Origin of the sequence: Chlamydia sp. 12-01 (genome assembly GCF_042234205.1) — a bacterium.
Classification (GTDB): Bacteria; Chlamydiota; Chlamydiia; order Chlamydiales; family Chlamydiaceae; genus Chlamydia.
This window is the reverse complement of the sequence record NZ_CP114174.1, coordinates 430,155-448,282: the sequence shown is the minus strand read 5'-3', so window position 1 is coordinate 448,282 and position 18,128 is coordinate 430,155. Positions and strand designations below refer to the sequence as shown.

Below are 18,128 nucleotides of genomic sequence, written 5' to 3'. Positions count from 1 at the left end.
AAAAAAGAATTTAAGCAGCAAGCAGCGTATCTACTTCCACAATATGCTGATGATTCAAAGGTAGCTTTTGGCGTAAATTGCGCATAATTTGCGAACGACGTTTCTTTTGCTGTAAAGAAACATCTTGAGCCGATAAAAATGTTTGTATCTCATAAGCTGCGTCGAAATTCCCAGAACGAGCTTCACAGGCACTTAATAATTCTAAAGTTTCTGAGGAATGATTTAATTGTAGAGCTTTTTTTGCGTACTCTAAACCGGCTTCTGCTGTTACTATTGAGGCGTACCCCACTCCTGATAACCAAGCTAAAGCTTTGCATGCTGTAGGACAATCAGGAAATTTCTGAATTACTTTGAGATACATCTTTTCTGCATCAGAATATTTCTTTAAGCAACACAAGCTAAATCCATAACCCAAACCGCATTGCCAATCTTCAGCATATGTGCTGCATTGAAACGCTAAATCCCAGCAATATTCAGCCAGATGATAATCATTTTGATCCATAGCTGCAAAAGCCGCATGTTTCATTAGCAAAGCATCTCCTCGAGACCACAAATCACTACTTTGATAAATAAGTAATGCTTTTCTCGATCGACCTTGTTTTTGTTCACATAGGCCAATGTTAAATAGGGATTCCTCTCTATAGCTTGGCTCTGATAATAATTTACGAAATAGCTTCCCAGCTTCTAAATAATCACCACAAACACGAGAAGCGTGAGCTAAATTATAGATGACTTTTAAAGGGCAGGGGCCCAAGGCATAGGCACGGTTATAAAACTCTATAGCATCTTGATATCGCTTTGAAATGAAATAAATATCTCCAACAGTAATATAGGTTTCTTGATGGGATAAAGGAGAAATCCAGGGTTCAATAATACTACAAGCAGCATCCAAATACCCTAAATGCACTAAAGCAGACGCATACTTGGCTGCATCTTGTTCTTCAAACATTTCATTCGAGAGTAAGGAAAAGGCTTGGCAAGATTCTTTATATGCTCCGTGACGATAAGCTTTGTAAGCAATCTCCAAAAAAAATTGAGGACCTCGCAAATTTAATTTTCGCGCTTCGGCCAATAGATTTTCCACCTCATCAAAGCGATTCATACCTCGAAGAATACGCATATAATCAAATAAACACTGACGACGGTAGCAACGCTTTTTTAAGATGGGTAAGAGTTTTTGTTCAGCAACAGACCATTCTTTCAGTTCCATGCTCAGATGGACTTCTCGAATAACTTGCGCCGCATAACGACGGAAACGGGAAACACGACAATAGACTTTAAAAACTAAAGCTGTTGTCAAACTTGCAACTAAAACCCATAGGATGACTAGCCACATAATTCGCCAATTTTCACTTTTCTCTCTCTTTGCAATACCAAAAAAAACCTTTAAAGTCTTTAAAATTATTCTCTCAAAGAACGTCCTAAAGACTGCCCCATAAGGCAACGTGTTTCCAATCCCATCCGAGAGTTCTTCAATAGATCTGAATCAAATTGGATAGTTCCTGGTTGAAATAGCACAATAACAGTGGAACCTCCTATTTCAAAAAACCCTTTCTCATCACCTTTAGAATACCTTTCTTTAGGTGTATAGGTTTGAATGATGGAGCCAACATTTAATGCTCCTACTTCTAAATAAAGTACATCACCAAACGCCTCTGTTTTCAGTTCAGTTAGCGTACGTTTATTTTCACAAAAAATATTAAAATTATCTTTCAATGCCATCGGATGTACAGAAAATAAATAGCCATTAATGTTATGCGTTGGTCCTGCCAAACAGTCTACGGGGAAATGAAAGCGATGATAATCAAAAAGCGCTAACCGAGCAAAAACTACACTCCCAAACGCATACTTTTCGACAAGCTTTGGGTCTCTTAAAAGCTTTGCAAGGGAAAAGCGTTTGGATTTAACAACGAACTCTCCAAATTCAGCAATGTTTGAGTAGATGAGATACGCGCCATCAACAGGAGTTACGCAAATATTATCACCCTGAGCAATTGGTCGTGCTTCGGGCCGCAGCTCTCTGGTAAAAAAATCATTGAAAGAAGAAAATTCTGGAAGAGATTTTTTAAACTCTTCCACACAAATATGATTTCTCTTAATAAATCCTGGAATCTTTCTACGTGTCCAAGAACGTTTTTGAATCCAGCCATAGATATGTGACAGAATGGGAGATCTAGATAATAGCGTGGATAGCCATTTCCCTAATCTAGAAGTATATAGAAATGTCATAGTTTTTTCATAACATACGGCTTCCGTTACTCTTTGATTAGTTAAACGATCAATATACTGCAGTTTCTTCACTTGTCCTCGATCTTTAAGATCAAAACAGGCGACTATAAAAAGTTATTAAAAATATTCCAAACTAAATTAAATAGAAATCATTAAAAACCTACATACATCTTTAATGAGAAACCTGGTATCCTAACTCTCAAGTTAGTTCAATTTTCATCTGTTTTTCATGATTAAAAACGATACCATTACTGCTATAGCCACTCCTCCTGGAGAAGGGAGTATCGCTATCGTCCGCATATCAGGCCCCGAAGCTATTCAAATCACAGATAAAATATTTTCAGGATCTGTATCATCCTTCTCTTCTCATACTGCTCATTTGGGAACAGTAAGTCATAACGGTCAGCAAATCGATCAGGTGCTTTTGTTAATTATGCGAGCTCCACGTTCATTTACTGGAGAAGATGTCATCGAACTGCAATGTCATGGCGGCTATTTTTCTTGTTCTCAAATCCTAGAAGCCTTGGTAGCTGAAGGAGCTCGGCCCGCCCTTCCTGGGGAATTTTCTCAACGAGCTTTTTTGAATGGAAAAATAGATCTCATCCAAGCAGAAGCTATTCAAAATATTATTGCGGCCGATAACTTAGACGCATTTCATATTGCTCAGAATCATTTCCAAGGACATTTCTCTAAAAAAGTTCAGTTCATTTCCTCATTGATTATCGAATCTTTGGCTTTTATTGAAGTTCTGGCAGATTTCCCTGAAGAAGAACAACCTGACATGGAGGTTCCGGTAGATCGATTAAACGAAGCCATACTGATCGTCGAAGACTTAATCTCAAGTTTTGACGAAGGTCAAAGACTTGCTCAAGGAACAAGTATTGTATTAGCGGGATATCCTAATGCAGGAAAATCTTCTCTTCTCAATACATTGACTAATAAAAACCGTGCAATTGTTACCGATATTCCTGGAACAACAAGAGATATACTAGAAGAAAACTGGACGTTACAAGGAAAACGCATTCGCCTTATAGACTCTGCGGGACAACGAGAAACAGATAATCCTGTAGAACAAGAAGGTATAGAACGCGCAATTTCTGCTATGGAACAAGCCGAGGGCATCCTTTGGGTTATGGACGCGACACAACCTCCACCCCCACTTCCAGAAATTTTATTACAAAAACCTTCTCTTTTGCTTTGGAACAAATCCGATCTAGCATCCCCGCCTCAAATTGAAACATCCCTACCTCAGTTAGCGATCTCAGCAAAAACGGGTGAAGGAATTTTTGAACTCAAGCAATTTATTCAAAAATGGATGCAACAACAACAGCTAGGTAAAAACGCAAAAGTCTTTCTTGTTTCTTCTCGGCATCATACTATACTCCAACAGATGCATGCATATTTGCTCTCAGCTAAAGAAGGACTACAATCCCAACTCCCTCCCGAACTTGTTGCTCTAGAGTTGAGACAAGCTTTGCAAACCACTGGGAACCTTTCTGGATCTGAAATCAACGAAAGTATATTAGGAGAAATTTTCAGCAGGTTTTGTATTGGAAAATAAGAATCATATTAGAAATTTTATTCTTTCAACTTTAAATGAACTCTTCCCTGATCCAAAACCATCTTTAACAGGATGGGAAACTCCGTTTCAGCTACTTGTCGCTGTTTTACTTTCAGGAAACTCTACCGATAAAGCTGTAAATTCTATAACTCCAAAATTATTTGCCCTAGCACCCGATGCCCAAGCATTAGTAAAACTCTCCTTAGAGAAATTATACTTAATTATTTCCCCTTGTGGTCTTGGGAAGAGAAAAGCTGAATACCTACATAATTTATCAAAAATCTTGTTAGAAAAATATCATGGGGAACCTCCGACTTCTCTAGAATTGTTAACCGAACTTCCTGGAGTAGGAAGAAAAACGGCATCAGTTTTTCTAGGAGTTATTTATAAGATACCAACATTCCCAGTAGATACGCATATTTTGAGATTGTCTCAACGCTGGGGGATTTCTAATAAACGTAGTCCTTCAGCAGCAGAGAAAGATCTTGTTCTCTTCTTTGGGGAAGCCAACTCTCCAAAACTTCATTTACAACTTATTTACTATGCCAGAGAATACTGTCCTGCTCTCTATCATGACATAAATAAATGCAGAATATGCGCATACTTAACAGGAACACTGTGAAAAATGAACGAAAACCCTTAAAAAATAAAGGGTTCCGTCTATCAAAATAGAAACGGTTTCACATAAAGCCTTCTCTCTGTATATATCGAGAATGAAATTTACTTTGCTTTCTAACGGAGAAATCTTTTAGACTGGGCGACTATTTACTACTTCGATATCGCAATTTTTAATATAATGAACAAAAACGCTTCTAATAGGGTTAGTTCTAAAAAAGAACTCTCTGTTTGGTCGATCGGAGGGTCTATTTTTGCCATGTTCTTCGGAGCAGGTAATATAGTATTTCCTCTAGCCCTAGGTTATCATTACCATTCACATCCTTGGTTTGCCTGTTTTGGCATGATGCTTACTGCGGTTTGTGTCCCCCTATTAGGTTTGTTTAGTATGCTATTATATTCTGGAGATTATAAAAATTTTTTTTCCTCTATTGGAAAGATCCCTGGAATGATTTTCATTATAGCAATTTTATGTTTGATAGGTCCCTTTGGGGGGATACCTAGAGCAATTGCTGTGTCACATGCAACTTTAGCATCTCTATCAGATTCAAAAGCAACACTACTTCCTAATCTACCTGTTTTCAGCTTGATTTGTTGTACTCTGATTTATTTATTTGCTTGTAAACTCAGCAAACTTATCCAGTGGTTAGGATCTGTATTCTTCCCAATCATGTTGACCACTCTTATTTGGATAATTTTTAAAGGACTAACTATTCCTGCAAATCCCAGTTTCATGGAATCTGCAAATCCTCGACAAGCTTGGTTAGCAGGAATTACAGAAGGCTTCAATACTATGGACCTTCTTGCAGCTTTTTTCTTCTGCTCCATTGTATTAATTTCTATACGACAAATGGTAGAAAATGGAGATGCTAATGATGAAACACCTTTAAACTTTCAAAAAATCAATAAAAAAGACAAACGCACTCTAGGGTTAGCTTTTGCTTTAGCCGCGGTACTTCTTGGATTAATTTATCTAGGGTTTGCCTTGTGTGCTTCTCGGCATGCAGGTTTACTAGCTCATGTGAGTAAAGGACAAATTCTAGGAAGAATTTCTGCTATTGCTCTTGGGCCAAATAGTTTATTGACTGGTGTATGTGTGTTTGTTGCTTGCTTAACAACAGAGATTGCTTTAGTTGGGATTGTTGCTGACTTTCTAGCCCGCATCATCTCATCAAAAAGAATGACGTATTCTAATGCAGTAATTTTCACTCTGATACCCTCATACCTAATTTCTATTCTAAACTTTGAAAATATCAGTCTCCTTCTATTGCCCCTACTACAGCTAAGTTACCCTGCATTAATCGCTTTGACTTGCGGAAGTATTGCTTATAAGTTGTGGAATTTCCGACACGTCCAAGCTTTGTTTTATTTAACCCTCTCTCTTACAGTCGTCTTACGATTGGTGAGTTGAGTTAACGCTTGTATTTGCTAACTAGCATAACGTTATGGTTTTAAACGCTTTAGCTGGCTTTCGTCAAACAGCGATGGATTACCTCGCAACGAATCGCCAAGACATCGCTTTAGATTTTTCTGGAGATTGTTATAATATCCGTATCCCTGATGAAGATTCTCCTGATGGGAATTGGGTTAGCACACTAAAATTTAGTGATATTGACAATCTGACTTTTGCCTCCTGCAGCTGTCCTGATGGAGATTGTTGCGTTCATTTAATGACCGCATTCTTCTCAGCTTATGATGAACAGGGGTGGCTACCTTTACATCATAAATTTGGCATATCTTTTTGGTATGCATTGTTTTTTAAGTTGTTCACAGAAGGAGCACAGCTACATGCTGATGGTGATAAACATTATTCTATAACATCTTCTCATGCAACATTAGAGATTTCTGCGTTGTCCCCGGAAGCTTTTACAGAATGGTTACCTATCATCCATCAAACTCCAGAACCGAAATCTCATACTGAAAAAACCTTCCCACAATCTGCTTTATATCGCATAGCAAAATACTTTTTCTTTTTCTCTGAAGCGGGAGCACGCTTAGATCTTATCGAAAACAGCCAGGGATTTCCTACACAGCTTTCGATGCAATGGGGAGGTATCCTATTAAAAGGAGAGATTTTAGATTTTGCTACTTTAGAAAATCTATTCTCGAAGATTGACTTCTCACAAACATCTCTTCTTGGGAATTATAATGATTTCTCCATCAAAACAGTACGTGTGGCTCCTGAAGAATCTAAAATATACTTCATAATAGAGCCTGTAAAACAAGATCATAAAAACCAGCCTATAACTGAAATCGGTTCTATCGGTTATATAGCGGGATCTCAACAAGTCATTCTTCCACCAAAAGAATCTTCTGTTTCTATTTATGTGATTCCCTTACTCCCTGAAAAAATAAGAAAACAGATACTCTCTCTACTTCATTATGATTCTGAAAAACGCCCTATTCGCTATTCTATCCACTTCCTAAGAGACTCTTCCATATCTTTTTCAGCATATTTAGATACTCCTGGAGATCTAGAAAATGGGCAGTTAATCTATCCTGATTTTTGCTATGTTCCTGAAAACAAGCTATTTACAATAGAGGGATCACTCTCTCCTCAAATTTCATTTACTATTAAAGCAGATCAAGTTGAGGAATTTTTAAATAACGAAGGTTTATTAATCCGAGAATCGGGATTTGAAGTATTTACTGATCAAGTTCCTGAAGGGCAATTAACATATAACATCACACAACAAGGCGTCTTGTTATTCCACTATAATACAGGCGATCCTGCAGCTATCGATATTCATTACGGCCCTTGGACATATTACTCCGGACAAGGATTCTTCCTACAAAGAAAAGTTGATCTAGAAATCCAAGATGGTTTGATTGTAGAAGCTGATCAAATCCCTAACTTCATTATGAAGCACGAGGTCGTTTTAAGAACGATTCCCAACTTTTTTGCCCCCACACCACCTCTGAAAAACCTCTTCTTTGAAGTACACAAAGAAACTAAGGGTTCGGGATTGTATTTAAAACCTGTATTTCAAGGTTTAGAGGAAGAAAATTGCCGACTATTTGGTGTTTTCCTCTATCGGGAAGGTCTTGGATTTAATCTGCTTCCCACTCCTTTACAATCGTTATGCTCATTACCTAAGAAAGTTCTTCCTGAGCAAGTTCCAGAATTTATAAATCAAAATTTCCAAAATGATAAGCTTGTCTTTGTAGATCCTCAGCTCTGCCCTCCGGAAACATTTGAGCTTGTTATACTATCTATCACGCGGCCACATCCTTCATCGCCTTTGCATTTACATTTGGAACTCAAAACAAATATCGGTTCCATACCATTGGGAGTAGTGCTACAAGCATTGAAAAATAAAAAAGCTTTTGCTTTTACTAAAGCTGGATTTTTAAGCTTCCAACACTGCCTATTTCAATTCTTAAAACAATTTATCTCTGCTCAAAAATGTCTGATTTCTGAAAATACTGTAATTGCTACAGTTACGGATATTTTCAAATTAGATGCTTTAGCACCACTATCTACCCATGAAAAAGTTAATGCAAGCGCATCCGATCTAGCGTTTTTCTCTCAGCTTAAAGCAGCTTGTTTGCCACCTATTCCACAAAGTCTATTTTCTACAGACCATAAACTGCGTCCGTATCAAAATAGCGGCTTGTTATGGTTATGGTTCTTGTATAACCATCGTCTATCTGGACTACTTTGTGATGAGATGGGGTTAGGGAAAACTCACCAAGCCACTGCATTATTAGATATTGTTTTCCAATCTGCAGAACCTACAGAACGACCTAAGTTCCTTGTTGTTTGTCCAACAAGCGTGCTACCTCACTGGGAACACACACTAGCAACACATTTGCCTACAGTAAGTATTTTTGCTTTTCATGGTCCTAACAAACCTGAACATCTTCCTCCTACTGATGTAATTATTACTTCGTATGGAACTCTAAGACAAAATTACGCTAAGTTTTACAAGATTCCATTCACGGTAACGGTGTTTGATGAAATCCATATGGCAAAAAACAAAAACAGCCAAATTCATAAGATTCTTTGTCGACTAGATTCTCAAATGAAATTGGGATTAACAGGAACTCCTATAGAAAATAACCTTCTTGAATTCAAAGGTCTTTTAGACATCATTCTCCCTAACTATCTCCCATCGGATGCTCTATTTAAGAAGTTATTCACAAAGAAAAATACTGCAGAAATAGATGATGAGATTATCCCATCACAAGATCTATTACTCAAATTAACTCGACCTTTCATCTTAAGAAGAACAAAAAAACTTGTTCTTCCAGAACTTCCTGAAAAAGTAGAATCGATAATTCCTTGTACGTTATCTCCAGAACAGAAAAAGCTCTATCTATCTACATTAAAAAGAGAAAAAGCTCAGATTCAACAACTGGAATCTCCAGAAGAACAGACAGTCAACTACCTCCATGTATTCGCCTTATTGAATCACTTGAAACAAATCTGTAACCATCCAGCAATCTTCTTTAAAAATCCTGATAAATATCGAGAACATGAATCTGGAAAATGGGAAGCTTTTGTTCGACTTCTCCATGAGTCATTATCTTCAGGATATAAAGTTGTTGTCTTCTCACAATACATTCATATGATTCGTATTATCATGTTGTATCTCGAAGAGATTGGCGTGAAATATGCCTCTATTCAGGGAAAATCCTTAAATAGAAAAGAAGAGATAGAATACTTCACTACTGATCCTGAATGCCGCGTATTCGTAGGTTCATTACTCGCTGCAGGAACAGGAATTAATCTTACTGCCGGTAACGTCGTAATTATGTACGATCGCTGGTGGAATCCTGCTAAAGAAAATCAGGCTTTGGATCGAGTCCATAGAATAGGACAGAAAAATACTGTATTTATCTACAAACTCATGACTGAGGATACGTTAGAAGAACGTATTCATTACCTCATTGAAAAGAAAATTCGCCTATTAGATAAGGTTATTTCTACTCAAGACTCCAATATTCTCCACATGTTAAATAGAGAAGATCTGATCACAATTCTATCGTATAAAGATGAGCGCAATGGAGTGGATGATACAACAAACAGTATCCCTGATGACAACGAAGAAGAGTCTCTTCTTTAAATAGAAAAAGTTGGAGAATATCTTATTGCGAAAGCTTTAAATAACCACGATAAGCAAATACAGCACCAACAATTCCATAAAGATAGGCGCGGTTTTTAGGCCATGTCAAAGTCAATCCAGCATCTGTAGCAAATAAAAGGATAATCAAAGCAAAAGCCAAGAATCCTGCACCCAAAAATAAGGCGACAAGTGGCCAATGTTGTAACCAGTTCCAATCAGCTTCAGATTGTTCTGTAGGTTTTTGGAAAGTATTCTGGTCACTTAAAACAGCTTCCCAATCTTCTGAAGAAACAGCAAAAAGATCTTCAGATTCTCCTTTTGTAGATCCCTCTGGAAAAGAAATATGACACGAAGAGAACCCTCCCGAAGCTACTGGAGGATCTTGAAGGAACGCACTGCAGTAAGGACATTGGGGCATGTGCATGGATACGCTACCTTCACACTTCCAACACGTACGCTGCATCTCTGCTTCTTTAGCAAACGGCATAGCAACCTACCTTCCCCAATTTAGGATTTAATACAAAGAAACAGAAAGTTTCTTATATGTCGATATGTACATACTACGACTAATTACAGTACATAACTTAAATTATAATTTCTATTGGGAAAAAATCAATGCTGAAAATTAATCTTTAGATCTAGAATAAGCAAAAAGCTCCTCATAAAATAATATTATGACCTAGCGTCTTAAAGATGATCTTCTTAGGGACTTTTAAATTTCGACACTTATGAGAATTAGGAAATAGAATATGAGTACAGATTTTGACTGTGTTGTTATTGGTGCTGGACCCGGTGGTTATGTTGCGGCGATTACTGCAGCACAACAGGGATTGAAGACTGCACTTATCGAAGAACAACAAGCCGGCGGCACATGTTTAAATCGTGGTTGTATTCCCTCTAAAGCTCTATTAGTGGGCGCGGGTATAGTTTCCCAAATTAAACATGCCAAGCAATTCGGAATAAATGTTGATGGTTATTCTATAGACTATCCCGCAATGGTCCAAAGAAAAAACACTGTCATCAACGGTATACGTCAGGGATTAGAAGGGCTTATACGCAGTAATAAAATTACTGTTTTAAATGGTCGAGGATCTTTAATCTCATCCACAGAGGTAAGAGTTAAAGGTCAAGATACTACAGTTATCAAAGCTAAACATATTATCATAGCCACTGGATCAGAATCTCGTCCTTTCCCAGGAGTTCCTTTTTCAGCACGCGTTTTATGCTCAACAGGTATTTTAAATCTTGCAGAACTTCCTAAAAAGCTTGCCATTATCGGTGGCGGTGTTATCGGTTGTGAATTTGCTTCTCTGTTCAATACTTTAGGAGTAGAAATCACTATAATAGAAGTTGCTGACCAGATTCTTTCCGTAAATAACGCTGATATTTCCAAAACCATGTTGGATAAGTTTTCTCGCCAAGGAATCCGCGTAATTACTAAAGCATCTATCGGACATTTGGAAGATCTTGGTGATCGAGTGAAAATCACCGTAAATGATCAGACCGAAGAATACGATTATGTTCTTGTTGCAATCGGACGTCAATTTAATACTAAAGATATTGGTTTAGATAATGCTGGGGTAATTCGCGATGAGCGCGGTATTATTCCTGTAGATGAGACTATGAGAACCAATGTTACGAATATCTTTGCCATTGGAGATATCACAGGAAAATGGTTACTTGCTCACGTTGCCTCTCATCAAGGCATTGTTGCAGGTAGAAATGCTGCAGGACATAATGAAGTCATGGATTATTCAGCAGTACCTGCGGTAATCTTTACCTTCCCAGAAGTTGCTATGGTAGGACTTTCTTTAGAGGCTGCTCAACAACAAGGTATTCCTGCGAAACTCACCAAGTTTCCTTTTAAAGCTATTGGAAAAGCTGTAGCTATGGCAGAAGCTGATGGCTTCGCAGCTATTATTAGCCACGAAACTACACAACAAATTCTCGGAGCTTATGTTGTGGGTCCTCACGCAGCATCACTAATTGCAGAAATGACGTTGGCGGTACGTAATGAACTAACCTTACCTTGCATCTATGAAACTATACATGCCCATCCAACACTTGCAGAAGTTTGGGCAGAAAGTGCACTGTTAGCAACAAATCATCCTTTACACCTACCTCCTCCAAGACTATGAATGAAACTCCTAATGAGACACAAAAGCCACAACAAGGTAAACGTTTTGCAGAGCGTCTTCCTAAATGGTTAAGGCAAGTTTTACCTAGAGGTTCAGTCTTTGCCCACACGGATGCAACTATAAAACGTACAGGAATGGCTACAGTATGCGAAGAGGCTTTGTGTCCTAACCGCACGCGTTGCTGGTCAAGAAAGACAGCAACCTATTTAGCCTTAGGAGATGCATGCACTCGGCGGTGTGGTTTCTGTAATATTGATTTCACGAAAAAACCTATACCTCCCGATCCTGAAGAACCTCAAAAAATTGCAGAATCCGCAAAGGTTCTCCAACTTAAGCATATTGTTTTAACTATGGTAGCTCGCGATGATCTAGAAGATGGCGGTGCGAGTTGGCTAGTTCGTATTATCGATACGCTTCATCAGGAGCTCCCAGAATCTACTGTAGAAATGCTCGCTTCGGACTTTCAAGGAAATGTTGATGCATTGCACATACTGTTAGATTCAGGATTAACCATTTATAACCATAATGTGGAAACTGTTGAACGTCTAACACCCGTAGTACGGCATAAAGCAACATATCGTAGATCTTTATTCATGTTAGAGCAAGCGGCTCTATATCTTCCCGATCTTAAAATCAAATCAGGAATCATGGTTGGACTTGGAGAACAAGAGAGTGAGGTAAAACAAACATTAAAAGATCTTGCAAATCACGGAGTAAAAATTGTCACTATAGGGCAATACCTACGTCCTTCTAGATTACATATACCGGTGAAAAGTTATGTTACTCCAGAGACTTTCGAGTACTATCGTACAATAGGAGAGTCTTTAGGGCTCTTTGTTTATGCAGGTCCTTTCGTTCGCTCTAGTTTTAATGCTGACATCGTTTTGCAGGACCTAGAAAACAAACAATCCGAAATAGCAAAAATTCAGAACTAGTCTACATTTTCATGTACGCTTTTTTAAAAGCTGCTTTGTTTATAAATGTCTTTTTTAGATCTAAACTTGTATAACTATAACGTTGTATAAAAGAGTTTTCACCTTCTCATGTTGATAGAAATCAAAAACATATTTATTGCTTAATGTTCACGATTGGCACTAATCCCCCCTTTTGTTATGGTGAGTAAAAAGGTATGCGTGGGTTATGTTTCGTAGTTCTATTTCTTGGTGCTTATTCTTTGTAATGACCTTATTTTGCTGTACAAGCTGTAACAGCAGATCGCTAATCGTTCACGGGCTTCCAGGAAGAGAAGCTAATGAGATTGTCGTTCTTCTTGTTAGTAAGGGCGTCGCTGCACAAAAGCAACCACAAGCTGCAGCTTCTACAGGAGGAGCCTCTACCGAACAATTGTGGGATATCGCTGTTCCCGCTGCGCAAATTACCGAAGCTCTAGCCATTTTAAATCAGGCTGGTCTTCCTCGTATGAAAGGGACGAGTCTCTTAGATCTATTCGCCAAGCAAGGTCTTGTGCCATCAGAAATGCAAGAAAAGATCCGTTATCAAGAAGGTCTTTCCGAGCAGATGGCCTCTACTATTAGAAAGATGGATGGAATTGTAGATGCTAGCGTACAGATTTCTTTCACAACAGAAGCTGAAGATAATCTTCCTTTAACAGCCTCCGTTTATATCAAACATCGTGGAGTTTTAGATAACCCGAATAGCATTATGGTTTCTAAAATTAAGCGGTTGGTTGCTAGTGCTGTTCCAGGTCTTTCCACGGAGAATGTCTCTGTTATTAGTGACCGTGCTTCCTATAGTGATATTACTATTAATGGTCCTTGGGGATTATCTGACGAGATTGACTATGTCTCCGTATGGGGAATCATTTTAGCGAAATCTTCATTAGGTAAATTCCGTCTTATCTTTTACTTCTTAATACTTACCTTATTCGTTATCTCCTGTGGATTACTTTGGGTAATTTGGAAAACACATACATTGATTCTTTCCTTAGGTGGAGCAAAAGGTTTCTTCGATCCTTCTCCATATTCTAAAGTTGCCCTAGAAGCTAAGAAACCTGAAGAAGGTACTGGAGAGAAAAAAGAGGGACAAGCAACGCAACCTAATCAAGAGGAAGCGGAAGGTCCTAAAGACAATGCACCAGAGGCATCAGAAGGAAACGAAGAAAATGAGGATGTCTAGTGACCACCAATACTTTTGGAACTTTGAACATCTTAATGAAGTATTCCAAAGAGGATGATCTTGCAAATTTTTTGCCAGAAAGTCTCTTAGTCACGCCTACACATCATGAGGATATTCCTTTAAGTTCTTTATCTTTTACTATGTGCTGGTTAGCGACAATTCATCCTTCATGGATTAGCGTAGCTATTAAAGACTTCCCAGAAATAATACGAAGCCAGTTACTCTCTTGGCTTCCAGATTCTTTGATTCAAGAATTAATACCACTACTTCCAGGGACTTCCATTGCGAAACAGCGTTGCTCTAATTTTGGAGCTTTTTATCTATTAGATATGTTGAGCAAAAAGATCCGTCCTCCAGGAATTACCGAAGAGATATTTCTTCCTCCTTCGCCGTTCAATGCTATGCTATATTATTCAGGAACGACGAAGATGACATTGATTAATTGCTTAGGGTTATTCGCTATAGCAAAAGAACTTAGAAATACTGTTGATAAAGTGATCATCGATCGTGTGCATAAAATCCTTTCTCCCACAGAACAACTGTTTCTATCTTATTGCCAATCGCATCCTATGAAGTATCTAGAAACAACTGAATTTTTAGTTTCTTGGGATAGTGATAATGATTTTCGCAATTTCATCCATAAACAAGGCTTACAATTTCTTGCTATAGCATTGGCAAAAGAAGATGCCTCTTTCCTTTGGTATTTTTTACGTAGGTTAGACATCGGCCGGGGATATATTTTTGAACAAGCTCTACGAAAATCTTATGAACATCCTCACAGCGATTATTTTAAGAGCCAGTTAGAATTATGCATTAAGATCTTAGTACAATAAGACCTTTACAACTCAGAGCATGAAATAAAACATATTTAAAGAGACTTTCTCTTTTCTCCTTGCGTATGAGTCGAGTGTTAATAATAAGGAATTAAAACAACAAAAAGAAGGAGCAGCGTTTCCTCCCTAAACTTTAAAAAATCTCAGGGTTTTCTACGCTGTCAAATAGATGAAGTTTTTTAGTTTAATTTTTAAACATGATGAAGTCGCACCGAATAAAAAAATCCTTTCTCCTGAGGCTTTTTCAGCTCTGCTTGATGCTAAAGAACTCCTAGACAGAACAAAAGAAGATAGTGAATCTTACACTAACGAAACGAAACAAGAATGCGAAGTACTTCGTAAAGAAGCTAAAGATCAGGGGTTCAAAGAAGGTAGTGAGCAATGGAGTTCTCAACTTGCTTATTTAGAAAAAGAAGCCCATGATCTCCGTAATAAAGTTAAGGAAGCGCTTGTTCCCTTAGCAATTGCTAGTGTGAAAAAGATTCTCGGTAAAGAATTAGAGATTCATCCTGAAGCAATAGTTTCTATCATTGCTAAAGCGTTAAAAGAGCTCACCCAACATAAAAAAATTATCATTCACGTAAATCCAAAAGATCTTCCAATTGTTGAACAAAACCGTCCTGAATTGAAAAAAATCGTCGAGTATGCTGACTCCCTAATCATTGCTCCTAAAGCTGATGTTACCCAAGGGGGTTGTGTTATAGAGACAGAAGCTGGTATTGTAAATGCTCAATTGGATGTACAATTAGCTGCTTTAGAAAAAGCGTTCTCTACTATACTAAAACAACAAAATCCTGTAGATGAACCTCAACCTAAGCAACAAGCACCTGCAGATGAAGCTCAGGGCAAGCAAGAATAAAGGTATTTGACATCATGCGTTTCATTTTTCGTACTTTCCTTTGTATGTTTATCTTGAGCGCACCGTGGTGTTTTGCAGATACTTACGATTCTTCCTGTCCTTCACGCTGTAATCCCTCTAAATCTACAGAACTTTCGGTAGCTGCTCAACAACCTGAGGTGAAGAAAACTTATCCTCAGCCAACTTTCCGAGAAAGAGTGACTGCTAATGACGTGCTTCCTCAAGAACATCTTTCTGAGGGGAGTTTTTCAGATACGTATCCGGATCTGACAACACAAGCAATTATTTTAATCTTCTTAGCTTTATCACCTTTCCTTGTGATGTTGCTAACGTCATACTTAAAAATTATCATTACTCTTGTTCTGTTAAGGAACGCTTTGGGTGTTCAGCAAACACCTCCCAGCCAGGTTCTCAACGGCATAGCATTGATTCTTTCTATTTATGTGATGTTTCCTACAGGAGTTGCTATGTACAACGATGCTAGGAAAGAGATACAAGGAAATGCCATTCCTAGAGATTTATTCTCTGCAGAAGGAGCTGAAACTGTTTTCGTAGCATTAAATAAATCTAAAGAACCTTTGCGATCCTTTTTAATACGCAATACACCGAAAGCTCAAATCCAAAGTTTCTATAAAATCTCTCAGAAAACATTTCCTCAAGAGATCCGCGAGCATATGACGGCCTCGGATTTCGTGATTATTATTCCTGCTTTTATTATGGGGCAGATTAAAAACGCTTTTGAAATTGGCGTTCTAATTTACCTACCGTTTTTTGTGATTGACCTAGTCACAGCAAACGTTTTGGTAGCTATGCAAATGATGATGCTTTCCCCATTATCTATTTCACTACCGTTAAAATTACTTCTTGTTGTGATGGTGGATGGTTGGACATTATTACTTCAAGGTCTCATGATTAGCTTTAAATAGGGATATGCCGTGATAGCACTTGCCGCAAGCTTTAAATCTATGCTCTTTGAGTATTCATATCAGTCATTGTTACTGATTTTGATTATCTCTGCGCCTCCTATTATCCTTGCCTCTATTGTTGGTATCATGGTCGCAATTTTCCAGGCCGCAACGCAAATCCAAGAGCAAACATTCGCTTTTGCTATTAAACTCGTTGTTATTTTTGGTACCTTGATGATTTCCGGAGGATGGCTAAGCAATATGATTTTCCGTTTTGCCTCTCAGATCTTCCAAAACTTTTATAAATGGAAATAAACAGCTATGGCAATCTCTTTACCAGAGCTTGTTTCTGTTTTTGGTTCTTCATATCTTGATTATATCTTGCAAAAGCCTCCTGCCTATGTATGGAGTGTATTTCTGCTTCTTTTATCTCGATTACTTCCTATATTTGCTATTGTTCCTTTCCTTGGAGGTAAGCTATTTCCAGCACCTATCAAAATAGGCATTGCACTTTCTTGGGTGGCTGTTATTTTCCCTAAGGTGCTGATGAGCACCCATGTGGCAAATTATCTAGATGATGATGTGTTCTATATCCTCATCATCAAAGAACTTTGCGTAGGTACATTAATTGGTTTCATCCTTTCTTTTCCTTTCTATGCAGCCCAATCTGCAGGATCGTTTATTACCAACCAACAAGGTATTCAAGGTTTAGAAGGAGCAACATCATTAATCTCTATTGAGCAAACTTCCCCTCATGGAATTTTTTATCATTACTTCGTAACTATAGTTTTTTGGCTTTCTGGTGGACACAGGATTGTTTTAACTCTCTTATTACAATCTCTAGAAGTAATTCCCATTCATAAGTTCCTTCCTATAGAGATGATGTCCTTAGATGCTCCAATATGGATTGCTCTAATCAAAATGTGTCAGCTATGTCTCATTATGACTATCCAGCTAAGTGCTCCAGCAGCGGTAGCGATGCTCATGTCTGATCTATTCTTAGGAATTATCAACAGGATGGCTCCACAAGTGCAGGTTATTTATCTTCTTTCTGCTTTGAAAGCCTTCATGGGTCTATTATTCCTAACTCTTGCTTGGTGGTTCATAGTCAAGCAAATCGACTACTTCACTTTAGCATGGTTTAAGGAAGCTCCTATCATGCTTTTAGGATCGAGTCCTAAAGTTCTATAAAACAAAAAACTCTGTAGCATTAACTGTAGAAAGAAATAGAAATACAGCGGGAAAAAGCCACCCAAATTAAGCAGCTTTTTTCGCTAAAGGCCTCTAAATTATAGAGGTTTTTGAGAAGAGTCGTTGTTCTTATTGTCTTTGTTATCTCCAAGCAAAATAAGAATCAAACATAAGACTAAAAACGATAGTGTAAAAGGGAAAATATTCAAGAGAAAGAATAACAATAAGCCGCAAAGGAGTGCATTCTTTGCAGGACCATTCTTCGCATAGTAGCTTTGAAGATTTTTCAAAACAGTGCGGATCTCAGGGTAGAAACCTAATACCACACCACAGGCGACGAATAGGCCCCCAACCCAAGATACAAAATCAGTAATAATACCAGCTAGGACTAGTGCTCCACTGATGGCTTCGCGAGCGTGATGGGAAAAGAACCTCTTCATTTTTCCTACTTTAGGATTGGCATGCAAATCCTTCACCTTACGCTTCAAAGACTCAAACTGAGAGGACGACTCTTTTGAAGAAGAGTTTTCTTTTGGTGTCTCATCTGCCATGGCCTTACCTTTAAAAAATCTTTTTTTATTTAAAAATACTT

The 18,128-nt window shown here is 38.1% G+C and carries 16 protein-coding genes; 12 read left to right on the top strand and 4 right to left on the bottom strand.

The genetic code is table 11. The features are described 5' to 3' along the window. Positions 1 to 10: 10 nt before the first annotated feature. Complete coding sequence (locus O1W69_RS01980) at positions 11 to 1,336, bottom strand: hypothetical protein (RefSeq protein ID WP_375793847.1); 1,326 nt, start codon at positions 1,334 to 1,336, stop codon at positions 11 to 13. A gap of 65 nt (positions 1,337 to 1,401) precedes the next feature. Further along, positions 1,402 to 2,301 carry a phosphatidylserine decarboxylase gene (locus tag O1W69_RS01975; RefSeq protein ID WP_375793846.1) on the bottom strand — a complete coding sequence of 300 codons (900 nt, stop codon included), beginning with the start codon at positions 2,299 to 2,301 and terminating at the stop codon, positions 1,402 to 1,404. 157 nt (positions 2,302 to 2,458) lie between these two features. Here O1W69_RS01975 and mnmE point away from each other — a divergent pair, with 157 nt between their 5' ends. From mnmE to O1W69_RS01955, 4 genes are all read left to right on the top strand, one after another. After that, entirely contained in the window at positions 2,459 to 3,790 is a 1,332-nt protein-coding gene (gene mnmE / locus O1W69_RS01970) for a tRNA uridine-5-carboxymethylaminomethyl(34) synthesis GTPase MnmE (RefSeq protein WP_375793845.1), read from the top strand. Further along, a complete protein-coding gene (gene nth, locus O1W69_RS01965) occupies positions 3,780 to 4,412 on the top strand; it encodes an endonuclease III domain-containing protein (RefSeq protein ID WP_375793844.1) in 633 nt (210 codons plus the stop codon). The genes mnmE and nth overlap by 11 nt, the downstream gene beginning before the upstream one ends. A gap of 174 nt (positions 4,413 to 4,586) precedes the next feature. Continuing rightward, positions 4,587 to 5,816, top strand: a complete 1,230-nt coding sequence (gene brnQ / locus O1W69_RS01960) for a branched-chain amino acid transport system II carrier protein (protein ID WP_375793843.1) — start codon at positions 4,587 to 4,589, stop codon at positions 5,814 to 5,816. Positions 5,817 to 5,850: 34 nt separating this feature from the next. Then, a complete protein-coding gene (locus O1W69_RS01955) occupies positions 5,851 to 9,474 on the top strand; it encodes a DEAD/DEAH box helicase (protein WP_375793842.1) in 3,624 nt (1,207 codons plus the stop codon). A 22-nt stretch (positions 9,475 to 9,496) separates the two neighbouring features. Here the strand turns inward: O1W69_RS01955 and O1W69_RS01950 are convergent, their stop codons facing one another. After that, positions 9,497 to 9,961, bottom strand: coding sequence for a phage holin family protein (locus O1W69_RS01950; protein ID WP_375793841.1), 465 nt, complete (start codon positions 9,959 to 9,961; stop codon positions 9,497 to 9,499). A gap of 262 nt (positions 9,962 to 10,223) precedes the next feature. Between O1W69_RS01950 and lpdA the strand changes: the two genes are divergently transcribed. From lpdA to O1W69_RS01910, 8 genes are all read left to right on the top strand, one after another. Next, the gene (lpdA, locus tag O1W69_RS01945) at positions 10,224 to 11,612 is read left to right on the top strand and encodes a dihydrolipoyl dehydrogenase (RefSeq protein ID WP_375793840.1); all 1,389 of its coding nucleotides are present in this window, start codon (positions 10,224 to 10,226) and stop codon (positions 11,610 to 11,612) included. After that, positions 11,609 to 12,547 (top strand): lipoyl synthase, encoded by a 939-nt coding sequence (gene lipA, locus O1W69_RS01940; RefSeq protein WP_375793839.1) that lies wholly within the window; start codon positions 11,609 to 11,611, stop codon positions 12,545 to 12,547. The genes lpdA and lipA overlap by 4 nt, the downstream gene beginning before the upstream one ends. Positions 12,548 to 12,752: 205 nt before the next feature. Next, the gene (gene sctJ / locus O1W69_RS01935) at positions 12,753 to 13,748 is read left to right on the top strand and encodes a type III secretion system inner membrane ring lipoprotein SctJ (protein ID WP_375793838.1); all 996 of its coding nucleotides are present in this window, start codon (positions 12,753 to 12,755) and stop codon (positions 13,746 to 13,748) included. Then, on the top strand, positions 13,748 to 14,581 hold the full coding sequence (locus tag O1W69_RS01930) for a hypothetical protein (protein WP_375793837.1): 834 nt from the start codon (positions 13,748 to 13,750) through the stop codon (positions 14,579 to 14,581). Before sctJ ends, O1W69_RS01930 begins: the two co-directional genes overlap by 1 nt. A 169-nt stretch (positions 14,582 to 14,750) precedes the next feature. Beyond that, positions 14,751 to 15,440 (top strand): HrpE/YscL family type III secretion apparatus protein, encoded by a 690-nt coding sequence (locus O1W69_RS01925; RefSeq protein WP_375793836.1) that lies wholly within the window; start codon positions 14,751 to 14,753, stop codon positions 15,438 to 15,440. A 14-nt stretch (positions 15,441 to 15,454) separates the two neighbouring features. After that, positions 15,455 to 16,366 carry a type III secretion system export apparatus subunit SctR gene (sctR, locus tag O1W69_RS01920; protein ID WP_375793835.1) on the top strand — a complete coding sequence of 304 codons (912 nt, stop codon included), beginning with the start codon at positions 15,455 to 15,457 and terminating at the stop codon, positions 16,364 to 16,366. 9 nt (positions 16,367 to 16,375) lie between these two features. Next, positions 16,376 to 16,660 (top strand): type III secretion system export apparatus subunit SctS, encoded by a 285-nt coding sequence (gene sctS / locus O1W69_RS01915; protein WP_006343598.1) that lies wholly within the window; start codon positions 16,376 to 16,378, stop codon positions 16,658 to 16,660. Positions 16,661 to 16,666: 6 nt separating this feature from the next. Then, positions 16,667 to 17,536, top strand: a complete 870-nt coding sequence (locus O1W69_RS01910) for an EscT/YscT/HrcT family type III secretion system export apparatus protein (protein WP_375793834.1) — start codon at positions 16,667 to 16,669, stop codon at positions 17,534 to 17,536. Between the two features lie 98 nt (positions 17,537 to 17,634). On the opposite strand, the gene O1W69_RS01905 is transcribed toward O1W69_RS01910, so the two are convergent. After that, complete coding sequence (locus O1W69_RS01905; protein ID WP_375793833.1) at positions 17,635 to 18,087, bottom strand: hypothetical protein; 453 nt, start codon at positions 18,085 to 18,087, stop codon at positions 17,635 to 17,637. Between the last annotated feature and the right edge of the window lie 41 nt (positions 18,088 to 18,128).